This window comes from Rathayibacter sp. PhB186 (assembly GCF_003751825.1).
GTDB lineage: Bacteria > Actinomycetota > Actinomycetes > Actinomycetales > Microbacteriaceae > Rathayibacter > Rathayibacter festucae.
Genome location: NZ_RJKO01000003.1, coordinates 381,086 through 393,346, shown reverse-complemented (window position 1 = coordinate 393,346; position 12,261 = coordinate 381,086). Strand labels below are relative to the sequence as shown.

Genomic DNA, 12,261 nt, shown 5'->3' with positions numbered 1-12,261 from the left:
ACGAAGACCTCCGGTGACGATGCGTGTGTGGTAACCCACATCGTCCCGGAGGTCTTCTTCTACGTCACCCGTTCACAACGTCCCGAGGAACTACAGCTAGAGGACGTTGCCTCCACGACCCGGAGCCTGCCACTGTCGCAGAGCGACCGATGACGGTCCACGACTCGAAGGACCGGAGTTCACCGATGAGCGATTCCCTGTCGACCGATCACCCCACGAGCGAGATGACGCCTGAGGTGCTGGCGGCGTTCAGCGACGCCTGGTCCCGCCACGACCTCGAGGAGCTGATGAGCCACGTCACCGACGACTGCGTCTACGGCGCGTCCGTCGGTCCCGAGCCCGGCCGGACCTGGTCCGGGAAGGAGCAGGTCCGCGAGGGCTTCGCGCTGATGCTCGCCTTCGACACCGGCCAGGAGCGGCACGAGGAGGGAGAGCCCCTCATCGCCGGCACGCGCGGCGCGGCCACCTGGTCCTTCACCGGGACCGGCCCCGACGGCGAGCCCCAGGTCACCCGCGGCTGCGACATCTACGAGTTCCGCGGCGGCAGGATCGCCCGCAAGGACGCCTTCCGGAAGGTGTACAAGGCCGACGCGCCAGAGTGACCCTCGAGGAGCTCTGGCCCCTCGCACGACGACATCGTCCTCGCTCTCGATGTCTGCGAGACACCTCTGCGAGCGGCCTTCTTCTCGGTGCGGACGTCTCGCGACAGATCGGGACGATGCTCCCCTGCATGCCTGCTCGCCCGAGCCGCTGACAGGTACACTCATGGCAGCCCGGGCCGATGAGTCCCGGGAAGTGAACCCGAGACCCGTCCGGAATGGACGCGGCGCTCGGGTTTCGCGCTTTCAGGACCTGAGGTCGATCACCTCGCCGATCATCGGCTGAGCGCGTCGCCGCCAGTCGCCACCGCGAGCCCACGCCCACCCCACAGCATCCGGGATCGCGAGCAGCGGCTCGCTTGTCCCGCCGCTGTCCGCGAGGCGAATCGGCGTCATGTTGGTCGAGCAGCCCCGCAGGGGCGTATCGAGACCCGCCGTGATCAGCAGGGCAGGTCTGCAGACTCCCCTTCTGACGCTGGTGGATCTCGATACGCCCGCTCCGCGGGCTACTCGATCAGCATGCCTTCATCCGAGCGATCCCGGCGACTCCAGGCCCGTTCCGCGAGCCGGACGGCGCCCGCCACCACCCCCGGCACGCGATCCGAACCCCGGCTCGCCATCCCACGCGAATCCAGCGAGCCCGGGCCCGTTCCGCGAGCCCAAGCGCGCCTGCCACCACCTCCGGCACGCGATCCGAACCCCGGCTCGCCATCTCACGCGAATCCAGCGAGCCCGAGCCCGTTCCGCGAGCCCGAGCTCACCCTCCGGTACGCGAACCGACCCCCGGCGTACCGAGCTCAGAAGAATCTTGCGGCGCGGATGAACGCTCGCGGGGGCCGGGCAGTACCCCTCTTCGAGTCGCCGATCTGCGGCGACCGGAAGTCTCGAGGAGTTCATGATGAGCAGGACCTTGAAAGTCGGCATCACCGCTGTCGCCGTCGCGAGCGTGATGGCCGTCGCCCCCGTGCTGGCCGGCGCGAGCACTGTCGCTCCCGCCGCCGCGACCAGCGATGCCAGCAGCGCTCTGGTCAGCGCCGCCCGCTCGGTGGCCGCCAAGCTGCGCGTCGTCGGTCTCGCCGACGAGGGCACGGCGCTCGTGCAGTTCAACCCCCTCAAGCCCGGCACGGTCTCCGGCAGCGTCGCCGTCACCGGTCTGACCGGCGGCGACACCGCGCTCGTCGGCATCGACTACCGCGTCCAGGACGGCGAGCTCTACGGCGTCGGGAACACCGCGGCGAGCGCCGGCGTCTACTCCATCGACGCGACCACCGGCGTGGCCACCCCGGTCACCCGCCTCACCGTGGCGCTCAGCGGCACCACCTTCGGCGTCGACTTCAACCCCGCCGCCAACGCCCTCCGCGTGATCAGCGACACCGGCCAGAACCTCCGCCAGCCGTTCGCGACTCCGGGTGCCGCGACCGTGGCCGACGGCGCGCTCAGCTACGCCGCGCCCGCCGTCGCCACCGGCGTCAACGGAGCCGCGTACACGAACAACGATCTCGACCCGAACACGGCGACGACCCTCTTCGTCCTCGACACGGCGCTCGACCAGATCGCGATCCAGTCCCCCGCCAACGCCGGCACGCTGGCGCCGACCGGGAAGCTCGGCGTCGACGCCGCCGGTGTCACCGGCTTCGACATCTACTCCGTCCTCCGCAACGGCGGCTCGATCGGCTCGATCGGCCTGGCCGCGGTCAACGGCTCGCTCTACGAGGTGGGCGTGCTCAACGGCACGGCCACCCGCCTCGGCACGATCGGCGCGGACGTCACCGACATCGCGATCCCGCTCGTCCAGCGCTGACCCGACCGGTCAGGCACGGCACCGACGCCGGCCGGCGCTCCGCGGGGAGTGCCGGCCGGCGTCCTGCTCGGCATCGACGTCACTGCTCCGAGGGGGCGGTGCGCGCCCGGAGGACGCCGAGGGCGACGAGCGCGGCGGCGAGGCCGGCCAGGACGAGCCCGGCGACGCCGACCGCGCCGGAGAGCTGCTCGGCCCCGGCCGCCGTCGCCCGGGCGCTCGTGATGCTGCCGGCGACGAGCGCGCTGAGGATCGTGCCGCCGGCGGCGATGCCGACCGCGGTCGCGAGCTCGCTCGCCGTGTCCACGAGGGCCGCGCCGACGGAGGTGCGCTCGGCCGGGAGCCCGCGGAGCACGTTCGTCCCGGCGACGACGCCGACCACGCGCATCCCCGCCGCGACGAGCACGAGGGCGACCAGCACCCCGCCGTAGCCGAAGCGGCCGAGCAGCCCGAAGACGGCGAGCCCGGCGACCACGGCGCCCGCGCTCAGCGCGGCGGCGCGCTCGAGGCCGACGCGCGCGACGAAGGGGCCGACGAAGCGACCGCCGGCGAGGAGGACGACGACCTGCGGGAGCAGGCCGAGCGCCGCGGCGGCCGGGCTCCAGCCCCAGGCGAGCTGCAGCTGGAGCGTGACCAGGTAGGAGAGCCCGCCGACGGCGAGACCGGTCGCGGCCTTGAACGCCAGTCCGCTGGAGACGAGCGGCAGGGCCACGAGGCGCAGGTCCAGCAGCGGATGCCGGGCGGTGCGCTGGCGGAGCACGAAGCCGGTCCCCGCGAGGACCGCCGTCGCCACGGCCGCCCACGGCGCCCACGGTCCGATCCCGGTCCCGGTCCCGTCGGCGTCGGTGCCCGTGGATCCGGTGCCGACGAACAGCGTCGGCGCGACGAGGGCGGCCGCGATCGTCACCGTGCCGAGCAGCGCGCCGACGACGTCCACCGGGTCGCGGTGCAGGTCGGCCTGGGCGTCGGCCGGCACGCCCAGGCGGATGCCGATCAGCGCGAGCACCGCGATCGGCACGTTCACGAGCAGGAGTACCTGCCACGGCGCGACCGCCAGCACGAGACCACCGGCGGTGGGACCGACCGCGAGTCCGACGAGTCCGGCGGTCGAGACGACGGTCAGCGCCCGGACCCGGAGGTCGTCGGTCCCGAACAGGCGGAAGGCGAGCGCCATCGACCCGGGCGTGGTCATCGCCGCCGCGACCCCCATCACGGCCCGGACGGCGATGAGCTGCTCCGTCGTCGTCACGGCCGCGGTCGCCAGGCTCGCGGCGGCGAGCAGCACCAGGCCGGCGAGCATCACCCTGCGGCGTCCGAAGCGGTCGGCGATCGCGCCGAAGAGGAGCATGAGGCCGCCGAACGCGACCGAGTAGGCACCCGTCACCCACTGCAGGCCCGCGGTCGACGCGTGCAGCTCGCGACCGAGCGTCGGCAGGGCGACGTTCAGGACCGAGTTGTCGAGCATCTCGAACAGGAAGACGGCCGAGAGTCCGGCGAGGGCGATCCAGGCGTCGCGCAGGCGGCGGGGAGCCGTGTCTCGCGGGGCGAATCGGGGGGTGTCGAGCACCATGGGCGCACTCCTTCACAGGGAAGAAGTGGCGGATCTCTCGATGCCGCGTGCGCGTGCAGACCGGCGCGGCCTGCGTTTTACCTCAGATGCGACGACCGTACACCCGACACGGGGGTGCGCGCGACGAGCGCCCCGCGGCACCTTCTGCTGAGGACCGGAAGGCGCCCGGGCGGGGATACCGTCGTGAGCGGGCCGAGCGGGTGGCGCTCGGCGAGACGAGGAGCGAGCGCATGCTCACCAGACATCGGGACCGCGAGCCCGTGATCCATCCGACCGCGTCCGTCGCGTCGTCCGCCGTGATCGCCGGCGCCGTCCGCCTCGGGCCGGGCGCTCGCGTCCTCCACGGAGCGGTGCTCTCGGCGGAGGACGGCGAGATCGTCGTCGGCGAGGACACGATCGTGATGGAGAACGCTCTGATCCGCGCCCGGGCGGGCCACCCGGTGAGCATCGGGGCGGCCGTCATGATCGGCCCGCACGCGCACGTGAACGGCAGCACCGTCGAGGACGAGGCGTTCATCGCCACGGGCGCCTCCCTCTTCCCCGGCAGCCGCATCGGCGCCGGCGCCGAGGTCCGGATCAACGCGGTCGTGCAGGTGAACACCGTCCTCGAGCCGGGCGCCGTGGTCCCGATCGGCTGGGTCGCGGTGGGGACGCCGGCGACGATCCTCCCGCCGGAGCGCCACGACGAGATCTGGGCGATCCAGCGCGGGCTCGACTTCGTCGGGACCGTCTACGGCGTCGGCCCCGGAGTGTCGATGCGCGAGCTCATGCGGCAGCAGTCGGAGTTCTACGGCGCCCACCTCGGCGATCAGGAGATCGACGGCCGCGAGCGCTGAGGGCCCGGTCCTCCCGCGGGCGGATCTTCATACGCCCGCGGTGCGGGCTACTCGATCAGCATGAAGCGCAGCCGGCCGGCCCCATGCTGGTCGAGTAGCCCCGCAGGTGCGTATCGAGACCCACTGTCGCCAGCACGGCAGGCCTGCAGACCTCTGTTCCGACACCGGGGGGATCTCGATACGCCTGCGGTGCGGGCCACTCGATCAGCACGAGACGGCCCCTCGCGGCCGCGAAGGCGACCGGGGTCGTCCGGATCAGTGCGCCGCGTCGTACGCGGCCTGCACGTCCGAGGGCACCCGGCCGGAGCGCGGGACCTCGTAGCCGTGCCGCCGCGCCCAGTGCCGGATGGCGGCGAGCATCTCGGGGCTCTTCCGCCCGGCGCTCGCGGCGATCGACGTCACCCGGGAGCGGGCCGGCGCCTCGGACAGCGGCCGGGCCGCGTCCACGAACGGAGCGAGCGCGCGGTGCAGGTGCCCGATGTTCGCCGCCGACAGGTCGATCTCGTACGCGTCGTCCCCGACGGAGAAGGACACCGTCCCGCCGCGCCCGGCGGCGATGGGCGCACCGGTGAGATCGTCCACGAGCACGACCTGGGAGACCACGGATCCGACGACCTTTCACGGGAGGAGCAGTGCGACCGGACGGACGCACGCGCACGTCCATGGAACCAGATGCGGGCGCACGGTGGGGCCCGGCGCGGTCATGCTCCTCCGATCAGGTCGCGGCACCGTGGAGTCGGGTCCAGGTGGCGGTGCGTCCGGCCCCGTCAGACCTGACGACGCCGGCGACGCGGAGCTGGTCGAGGGTGAGGCGGATGGTCTGATCACTGACGCCGGGGAGGGCGGTGCGGATGTCGGCGATTCGGAACGTGGCGGCGGCGTGATTCGTCACGTAGTCGCGGACGCGGTCCTGCTTGCTCCCCGTGGACCGGTTCGCGGCAGTGATCTCGCCGAACCGGTCGTAGGAGTCGTTCAGGACGGCGACGAAGTAGCGCAGCCACGGCCAGGGGTCGTGCCGACCCGCGTGCCAGTCGTGGGTCGAGGACAGGAGACCGGCGTAGTAGGCGTCGGCGGTCTGAGCGATCCGGTCCTCGAACGAGACGTACCGAGTGACGTCGTAGCCGACGTCCTGCAGCAGGGCGTTCGTGACGGCCCTGCTGATGCGGCCGTTGCCGTCGAGGAAGGGGTGGATGGTGAGCAGGTCGAGGACGAACAGGCCGATCAACAGGACGGGGTGGTGCCGATCAGCAGCGATCGCCCCGCTGTAGCGGGCGATGAGCTCGTCGAGGTAGTACGGCGTCTCGGACGGAGCGACAGGCGTGAAACGTGTCGTCGTGCTGCCGTCGGGGTGGCGATCGACGACGAGGTTCGCGGAGGACTTGAATCCGCCGCCGGGTACGTCGGTGTAACGGAACAGCAGGCGGTGCAGGTGCAGCAGCAGGCCGATGTTCAGCGGGCGCCACGACTCCTGGTACAGGTAGTCGAGCGCTTCGCGGTAGCCGGCGAGCTCTTGCTCGCTGCGGTCCCGCAGACCGTGGACGTCTCCGGAGAGGATGGCGGCAGCTCGAGCCTTGTCCGCCACGACGACGCCTTCGATGGCGGAAGACGCTTCGATGCTGGCGACTCTGGCTCTCGCGGCGAGCGACGTGAGCAGCGCGGGAAGCTTGTCGCGGAACAGCGCCTCGCTTCCCCGGCCGGTGTCGACCACCCGCAGCGAGGTGACGATGTCGAAGGGCACCGAGCCGATGAAGGTGTCGAGGTCCTCGAACGATCTCATCAAGCTCCAGAAATCCGCTAAACCTACTAATTTCGCCACCAGATTAGAACCTTTAGCGGTTCCCTGGGGGATCAGCGCCTAGCTGTGGCGCGCAGCCCGTCGGGCGAGCACCCGACATGACGCCCGACTGGAGCGCACTCGCCTTTCTCCGTCTCCTCAGAGACGTGGCACGGGCGCACGAAGTCAACTAAGTTGACTTCACTGCTCGACCGCCTAGAAGGAGGACGTATGTCCACGACCGCCCCACTCACCGCCCAGAGCTCGATCGGGGAATGGCTGAACCACCCCGAGGGCTCCGCACTCATCCGCGACGTGCTCGGCGGCGCCGCCGGCGGCTTCGACGAGGCGAAGCTGGCGCCGGTGCGCTCGCTGCCGCTGCAGCAGCTGGTCGCGCTGAGTCAGGGGCAGCTCCCGCAGAGCGTCGTCGACGATCTGGTGCTGCGGGCGAACGGCGGCGTCGTGCCCGAGGCCGTGGAGAGCACGGGCTGGCGCGAGAGCGTCACCCCCGGGCGCTTCGCGGGGAGGACCGTGATCGTCACCGGCGCGGCGTCCGGGATCGGCCGCGCCACCGCCTCCCGCATCGCCCGCGAGGGCGGCCGGGTCGTCGCCGTGGACATCTCGGCCGAGCGGCTCCAGGAGTTCGCGGCCTCGCTGCCGGACGCCGAGATCGTGCCCGTCGCCGGCGACATCACGAAGCAGGACGACATCGACGCGATCGTCGCGGCGGCCGGCGAGCGGATCGACGGCCTCGCCAACATCGCCGGGATCAACGACGACTTCTCCCCCGCCCACGAGACCTCGGACGCGGTGTGGGACCGGGTGATCGCCATCAACCTCACCGGCAGCTTCAAGCTCTCCCGAGCCGCGCTCCCCGCGATGCTCGCGGCCGCGGCCGGATCGATCGTCAACGTCGCCTCCGAGGCGGGACTGCGCGGCAACGCGTCCGGCAACGCCTACACGGTCTCCAAGCACGGCGTCGTCGGTCTCACCAGGAGCGCCGCGTTCATGTACGCGGGCAGCGGGATCCGCGTGAACGCCGTCGCGCCCGGCGGTGTCGCCACCGGCATCCCCTTCCCGCCGAACGTCTCCGAGGCCGGCAGCGCCCGGCTCGCCCCGTTCCAGAGCGCGATCCCCTCCGTCGCGTCGGCGGAGCAGCTGGCGGCGTCGATCACCTTCCTGCTCAGCGACGACGGCGTGAACATCAACGGGGCGATCCTGCCCAGCGACGGCGGCTGGTCCGTGCAGTAGTCAGGCGGATGCCGGCGGGCCGGACCGGTCCGCGGGAGTGAGCAGGCCCTGCAGCGCGTCGCCGTAGCGCTCGACGATCTGCTCGTGGTCGGTGGCGAGGAGCACCTCGTCGCCGACCACCCACATCGAGTGCAGCAGTCCGCCGACGAGCGCCGCCGCCAGGCGTGCACGCAGGTCCGCGTCCGGCCCCGTCATGCGGGCCCGCAGCGGAGCCACGAACGCCTCCTCGTGCACGGCGTGCAGCCGGGCGCCGATCGCGGGCTCGCTCCCCCCGCGCACCAGCGCGAGGAACACGGCCTGCGTGTCGCGCTCGTCCGCGAGCAGGGAGGCGACGAAGCTGCGCCCGAAGTCCCGCAGCGGCACGTCCAGCTCCGGGCGGTCCTGGATGCTCACCTGCATCACGTCGAGGAACAGCGCCTCCTTCGACCCGAACCGGCGGACGACGACGGCGGGATCCACCTGCGCCTCCGCCGCGATCTCGCGGACGGTGACCCGCGAGTAGCCGCGCTCCCGGAACAGCCGCTCCCCCGCCGCGCGGATGCTCGCGCTGAGGGCGGCAGGAGAACGGCGAGGCACGGTGGTCGATCGTATCCGAACGGCTGCACCGGCCCTCCGGCGACGACAGCCGCTCCCGCACGACTCCCCACTCCGGCGGAGCGAGGCGCCGGCCCTCCCGCCGGAGCGCGACCCCGCAGGGGGCGCGACAGGCACGGACGACCCGGTGCCCGACTGCGGAGTCGGCGCGAGCCCGATGCTCGTCGTCGTCACGAGGACACCACTCCTGTTCCGACGACCACGGTCAGGAGGGCCGACGGTACCGGGCGCCTCCGGCTGGTCCAAGACGGCCTCTTTCCGAGCACCGCCCTGCCCGGCGGTCGATTCGGACGACAGCACGGCGAGGAAGGGACCGTCCGCGTCGATTCGGTCACCCGCTCAGGGAAGGGCGGGCCGGCGGGCGTGATGCAACCGAGACGGGCGACAGCTGAACGGCGGATGTGGAACAGCCCCCGGCGCTGATAGACATCAGCCAGATGCCCTGCGAGCCCGCAGTCGATGCCTCTCCTCCCGCTTCTCGGGACGGGGACAGGCGGCGGACGGCGGCTCGACGACCCGCATCGCGCCCGCCACCACCGATCGAAAGAGCACTGCGATGACGCCTTCCCTCTCCCGTCCCCTCGCCTCCGGCCTCGCCGCTCTGGCGCTGACCGGCGGCCTGCTCGCCGGCGCGGCTCCGGCCTTCGCCGCGAGCGCGCCGCCGGCGATGACGACCGCCTCCGAGGCCGCCGTCTACGAGCCCGCGAACCTCAGCCCCGGATCGCAGCTCGTCAAGGGACAGGGACTCCTCTCCGCGAACGGCGCCGTCCGCTTCGTGCTCCAGGACGACGGCAACGCGGTCGTCTACAACGCGGGCCGGGCGACCTGGAGCTCCGGCACCCAGGGCCGCGGCGAGCGCCTCGTCATGCAGACCGACGGCAACCTCGTCATCTACGACGCCGCCGGCCGTCCCGTCTGGTTCACCGGCACCAGCGACTTCGGTTCCACGCTGTGGATCCAGGACGACGGCAACCTCGTCGTCTACCGCTACAGCGGCTCCCCCGCCTGGGCCAGCAGCGTCAACGGACGCATCGCCGCCCCGGACGACCCGATCCTCGAGTCCGGGCAGACCCTCTTCGCCGACCAGCAGCTGACCGCCGGACCCGAGATGGCGGTGATGCAGGCCGACGGCAACTTCGTCCTCTACGGCCCGCAGGGAGCGCGCTGGTCCACCGGCACCAGCGGCGTCGGCAACCGCCTCGTCATGCAGACCGACGGCAACGCCGTGGTCTACGGCGACGGCGAATCGGTGAAGTGGGCGTCGGGCACCGCGGGGAACCCGGGGGCCGAGCTGTACCTCGGCGGCGACGGCCTCGTCATCGACGGCCCGCGCGGACCCGTCTGGACGAGCCTCAGCCAGACCCGCCGCGACACGCTGCGGGACGGCAGCGTCCTCGTCAGCGGCGACCAGCTGACCTCGACGAGCGGCGCCTGGCGCGCCGTGATGCAGGCCGACGGCAACTTCGTGGTCTACGGACCCCGCGGCGCCGACTGGTCCACGGGCACGTCGATCCGCGGCAGCTTCCTCACTCTGGCCGGCGACGGCTTCCTCGTGATGAACGCGCCGGGCACCCAGGAGGGCGAGGGCCACTGGGGCAACGTCCCCGACGTGCTCTTCAGCACCGGCCCGTTCCGCCTCGTCATGCAGAACGACGGCAACCTCGTCGAGTACGACGCGACCGACCGCGTCATCTGGGCCAGCCGCCGCTGACCCCGGCGCTCCGCGCGAGCGCGAAGGCCCGCCTCCCGACCCGGGGGCGGGCCTTCGTGGCCTGCCGCGTCCCCCGGGCGCTGCGCCGCCCCCTGCTGACCGAGGAGCGACCGCAGGGCGCGCATCGAGATCCGGCGTCACCGAGAGGGGTGGGTCTCGAGACGCCGCTGCGCGGCTACTCGACCAGCATGCAGGGCCGCGCGTCGGCTGCGGGCGCCCGGGGAGGTCGGACGCCGCAGACCCGACGTCGACCGAAGTGGGCAGGGTCGCCTCAGCGCGCCAGCAGCCCGAACGACCCGATGACGACCGGCACCACCGCGACGGCCAGCAGGAGGTAGGACAGCACGAGCCCCACCGTCGACTCGCGGCGAGGACCCTCGCGTCGTCGCGCCACGTGGCCGACGACGACGCCGGCCAGCGGGAGGACGTACTGCAGCGTCGTCGCGATCCCGATCACCAGGGGATCGCCCCGCCACAGGTGAGCCACCGCCAGGTATCCGATCGCGTACGACGCGACGGCGAGAACGCCCAGCACGAGCGAGGCCCGCGTCCACCCGCGTCCGGTCCGCCGTGCGGTGCCCGTCTCCTTCATCACACTCATGCCTCCACTGTACGAAGCGACCCTCGCTGTCCACTGGCTCGGACCCGCACGAGGGCGAGGCGGAGGCGCGACGGCTCCCTCACTCGAGCCAGCCGGTGATAGCGCCGACCACGCGGTCGAGATCGGACTCGAGCAGGAAGTGCCCGCCGTCGACGAGCTCGACCTGCGCGTGGGGCGCGTCGCGCGTGAAGGCCCGAGCACCGGCCGCGGCGAAGATCTCGTCGTTGCGCCCCCAGACGGCGAGGACGGGGACCCGGGACGTGCGGAGCCAGGCCTGCACGGCGGGGTACAGCTCGCGGTTGGTGGCGTAGTCGCGGAAGAGGGCCAGCTGCACGTCGTCCTGCCCGGGGCGGGCGAGGAGCGCGAGGTCGTGCTCCCAGGCGTCCGGGTCGACGGTGCCGGGGTCGGGGACCCCGTGGGTGTACTGCCACTCGACGGCCTCGCGGCCGAGGGCCGGCCGGAGGGCGTCGCGCGTCGCGTCGGTCCGCTCGTCGGCGTCGGCCCAGATCGGATCCCAGAAGCCGGAGACGAAACCCTCCTCGTAGGCGTTGCCGTTCTGCGAGATCACGCCGACGACCGCGGCGGGGTCGGCGAGGGCGAGGCGCCAGCCGACGGGGGCGCCGTAGTCCTGGACGTAGATCGTGTACCGGGACACCCCGATGGTCTCGAGGAAGCGGCCGGTCGTCTCGGCCAGAGCCGCGAAGGTGTAGTCGAAGTCGTCGACGGAGGGCGCGGACGAGCGTCCGAAGCCGATGAGGTCCGGGGCGATGACGCGGTAGCGCCCCGCGAGGGCGGGGATCAGGTGGCGGAACATGTGCGAGCTGCTCGGGTAGCCGTGGAGCAGCAGGAGGACGGGGGCGTCGACGGGCCCGGCCTCCCGCCAGAAGACGTCGAGCCCTCCCACGGAGACGGTGCGGTGATGGACGGTATCCATGACTAACCCTTTCAACTAGATTTACTGGTTAGCAGGACGCTAGCATGGAGGGACGGGCCACTCGGCGCGGGAGAGCGGGGAGCGATGGACCGGGACGAGGAGCTGCTCCTGGCGGTGCTGAACAGCTCGCCCGTGGTCGACGGCCGGCCGACGGACGACCTCGGTGACGCGTCCGGGCCGGAGCTCGCGCGACGGTGGGGCGGCGTCGGCACCGAGCACGAGCTCGAGCGGCTGCGCGGTGCCCGCGACGCGCTCCAGGCCGTCGTGCGCTCGGGCGCACCCGCGGCCGTGGCGGAGCTCTCGGGCGTGATCGCCGACGCCGTGCGCACCCCGCGCGTCACCGCCGAGGGCGTCGAGTGGGAGCTGAGCGCTCCCGAGGCCGATCGCCTCGCGGTGGAGGCGGTCCTCGCCTGGTCGACCGTCAGCGCCCGGTTCCCGGGGCGGCTCCGCGCCTGCGCGAACGACGAGTGCAACCTCTTCCTCCTCGACCGCAGCCGACCCGGCACCGCGAAGTGGTGCTCGATGGCCACCTGCGGCAACCGGATGAAGGCCCGCGCGCACGCGAGCCGGTCGCGGGGCTGACGGCGCCCGCC

Annotated in this window: 12 protein-coding genes; 6 read left to right on the top strand and 6 right to left on the bottom strand. The window is 72.4% G+C overall.

Going from position 1 to position 12,261, the window contains the following annotated elements; translation table 11 throughout:
- Positions 1 to 185 precede the first annotated feature (185 nt).
- Both EDF45_RS11845 and EDF45_RS11840 read left to right on the top strand, forming a co-directional pair.
- On the top strand, positions 186 to 602 hold the full coding sequence (locus EDF45_RS11845; protein WP_164874578.1) for a nuclear transport factor 2 family protein: 417 nt from the start codon (positions 186 to 188) through the stop codon (positions 600 to 602).
- 895 nt (positions 603 to 1,497) lie between these two features.
- Complete coding sequence (locus EDF45_RS11840; RefSeq protein WP_207901615.1) at positions 1,498 to 2,400, top strand: DUF4394 domain-containing protein; 903 nt, start codon at positions 1,498 to 1,500, stop codon at positions 2,398 to 2,400.
- Positions 2,401 to 2,479: 79 nt separating this feature from the next.
- Here EDF45_RS11840 and EDF45_RS11835 read toward each other — a convergent pair whose 3' ends face one another.
- Positions 2,480 to 3,967, bottom strand: coding sequence for an MFS transporter (locus EDF45_RS11835; protein WP_123736024.1), 1,488 nt, complete (start codon positions 3,965 to 3,967; stop codon positions 2,480 to 2,482).
- Between the two features lie 230 nt (positions 3,968 to 4,197).
- Here EDF45_RS11835 and EDF45_RS11830 point away from each other — a divergent pair, with 230 nt between their 5' ends.
- The gene (locus EDF45_RS11830; protein ID WP_123736294.1) at positions 4,198 to 4,803 is read left to right on the top strand and encodes a gamma carbonic anhydrase family protein; all 606 of its coding nucleotides are present in this window, start codon (positions 4,198 to 4,200) and stop codon (positions 4,801 to 4,803) included.
- A gap of 255 nt (positions 4,804 to 5,058) precedes the next feature.
- On the opposite strand, the gene EDF45_RS11825 is transcribed toward EDF45_RS11830, so the two are convergent.
- Positions 5,059 to 5,406, bottom strand: a complete 348-nt coding sequence (locus tag EDF45_RS11825; protein ID WP_123736025.1) for an Lsr2 family protein — start codon at positions 5,404 to 5,406, stop codon at positions 5,059 to 5,061.
- A 112-nt stretch (positions 5,407 to 5,518) separates the two neighbouring features.
- Positions 5,519 to 6,580 (bottom strand): Fic family protein, encoded by a 1,062-nt coding sequence (locus EDF45_RS11820; protein ID WP_123736026.1) that lies wholly within the window; start codon positions 6,578 to 6,580, stop codon positions 5,519 to 5,521.
- Between the two features lie 228 nt (positions 6,581 to 6,808).
- On the opposite strand from EDF45_RS11820, the gene EDF45_RS11815 reads away from it, so the two are divergent.
- Entirely contained in the window at positions 6,809 to 7,828 is a 1,020-nt protein-coding gene (locus EDF45_RS11815) for an SDR family NAD(P)-dependent oxidoreductase (RefSeq protein WP_123736027.1), read from the top strand.
- Here the strand turns inward: EDF45_RS11815 and EDF45_RS11810 are convergent, their stop codons facing one another.
- A complete protein-coding gene (locus tag EDF45_RS11810) occupies positions 7,829 to 8,404 on the bottom strand; it encodes a TetR/AcrR family transcriptional regulator (protein WP_123736028.1) in 576 nt (191 codons plus the stop codon). It lies immediately after the preceding gene.
- A gap of 574 nt (positions 8,405 to 8,978) precedes the next feature.
- Between EDF45_RS11810 and EDF45_RS11805 the strand changes: the two genes are divergently transcribed.
- Positions 8,979 to 10,133, top strand: coding sequence for a hypothetical protein (locus EDF45_RS11805; protein WP_123736029.1), 1,155 nt, complete (start codon positions 8,979 to 8,981; stop codon positions 10,131 to 10,133).
- 271 nt (positions 10,134 to 10,404) lie between these two features.
- Here EDF45_RS11805 and EDF45_RS11800 read toward each other — a convergent pair whose 3' ends face one another.
- Both EDF45_RS11800 and EDF45_RS11795 read right to left on the bottom strand, forming a co-directional pair.
- Positions 10,405 to 10,734, bottom strand: a complete 330-nt coding sequence (locus EDF45_RS11800; RefSeq protein ID WP_132435514.1) for a hypothetical protein — start codon at positions 10,732 to 10,734, stop codon at positions 10,405 to 10,407.
- Between the two features lie 79 nt (positions 10,735 to 10,813).
- Entirely contained in the window at positions 10,814 to 11,668 is an 855-nt protein-coding gene (locus EDF45_RS11795) for an alpha/beta fold hydrolase (RefSeq protein WP_123736031.1), read from the bottom strand.
- A gap of 84 nt (positions 11,669 to 11,752) precedes the next feature.
- Between EDF45_RS11795 and EDF45_RS11790 the strand changes: the two genes are divergently transcribed.
- Positions 11,753 to 12,250, top strand: a complete 498-nt coding sequence (locus EDF45_RS11790; RefSeq protein WP_123736032.1) for a CGNR zinc finger domain-containing protein — start codon at positions 11,753 to 11,755, stop codon at positions 12,248 to 12,250.
- Positions 12,251 to 12,261 lie beyond the last annotated feature (11 nt).

Coding starts and splice junctions, on each gene's coding strand:
- EDF45_RS11830 (WP_123736294.1), top strand. CDS start 4,198: ATGCTCACCAGACATCGGGACCGCGAGCCCGTGATCCATCCGACCGCG.
- EDF45_RS11800 (WP_132435514.1), bottom strand. CDS start 10,734: ATGAGTGTGATGAAGGAGACGGGCACCGCACGGCGGACCGGACGCGGG.
- EDF45_RS11795 (WP_123736031.1), bottom strand. CDS start 11,668: ATGGATACCGTCCATCACCGCACCGTCTCCGTGGGAGGGCTCGACGTC.
- EDF45_RS11840 (WP_207901615.1), top strand. CDS start 1,498: ATGAGCAGGACCTTGAAAGTCGGCATCACCGCTGTCGCCGTCGCGAGC.
- EDF45_RS11790 (WP_123736032.1), top strand. CDS start 11,753: ATGGACCGGGACGAGGAGCTGCTCCTGGCGGTGCTGAACAGCTCGCCC.
- EDF45_RS11805 (WP_123736029.1), top strand. CDS start 8,979: ATGACGCCTTCCCTCTCCCGTCCCCTCGCCTCCGGCCTCGCCGCTCTG.
- EDF45_RS11815 (WP_123736027.1), top strand. CDS start 6,809: ATGTCCACGACCGCCCCACTCACCGCCCAGAGCTCGATCGGGGAATGG.
- EDF45_RS11820 (WP_123736026.1), bottom strand. CDS start 6,580: ATGAGATCGTTCGAGGACCTCGACACCTTCATCGGCTCGGTGCCCTTC.
- EDF45_RS11845 (WP_164874578.1), top strand. CDS start 186: ATGAGCGATTCCCTGTCGACCGATCACCCCACGAGCGAGATGACGCCT.
- EDF45_RS11835 (WP_123736024.1), bottom strand. CDS start 3,967: ATGGTGCTCGACACCCCCCGATTCGCCCCGCGAGACACGGCTCCCCGC.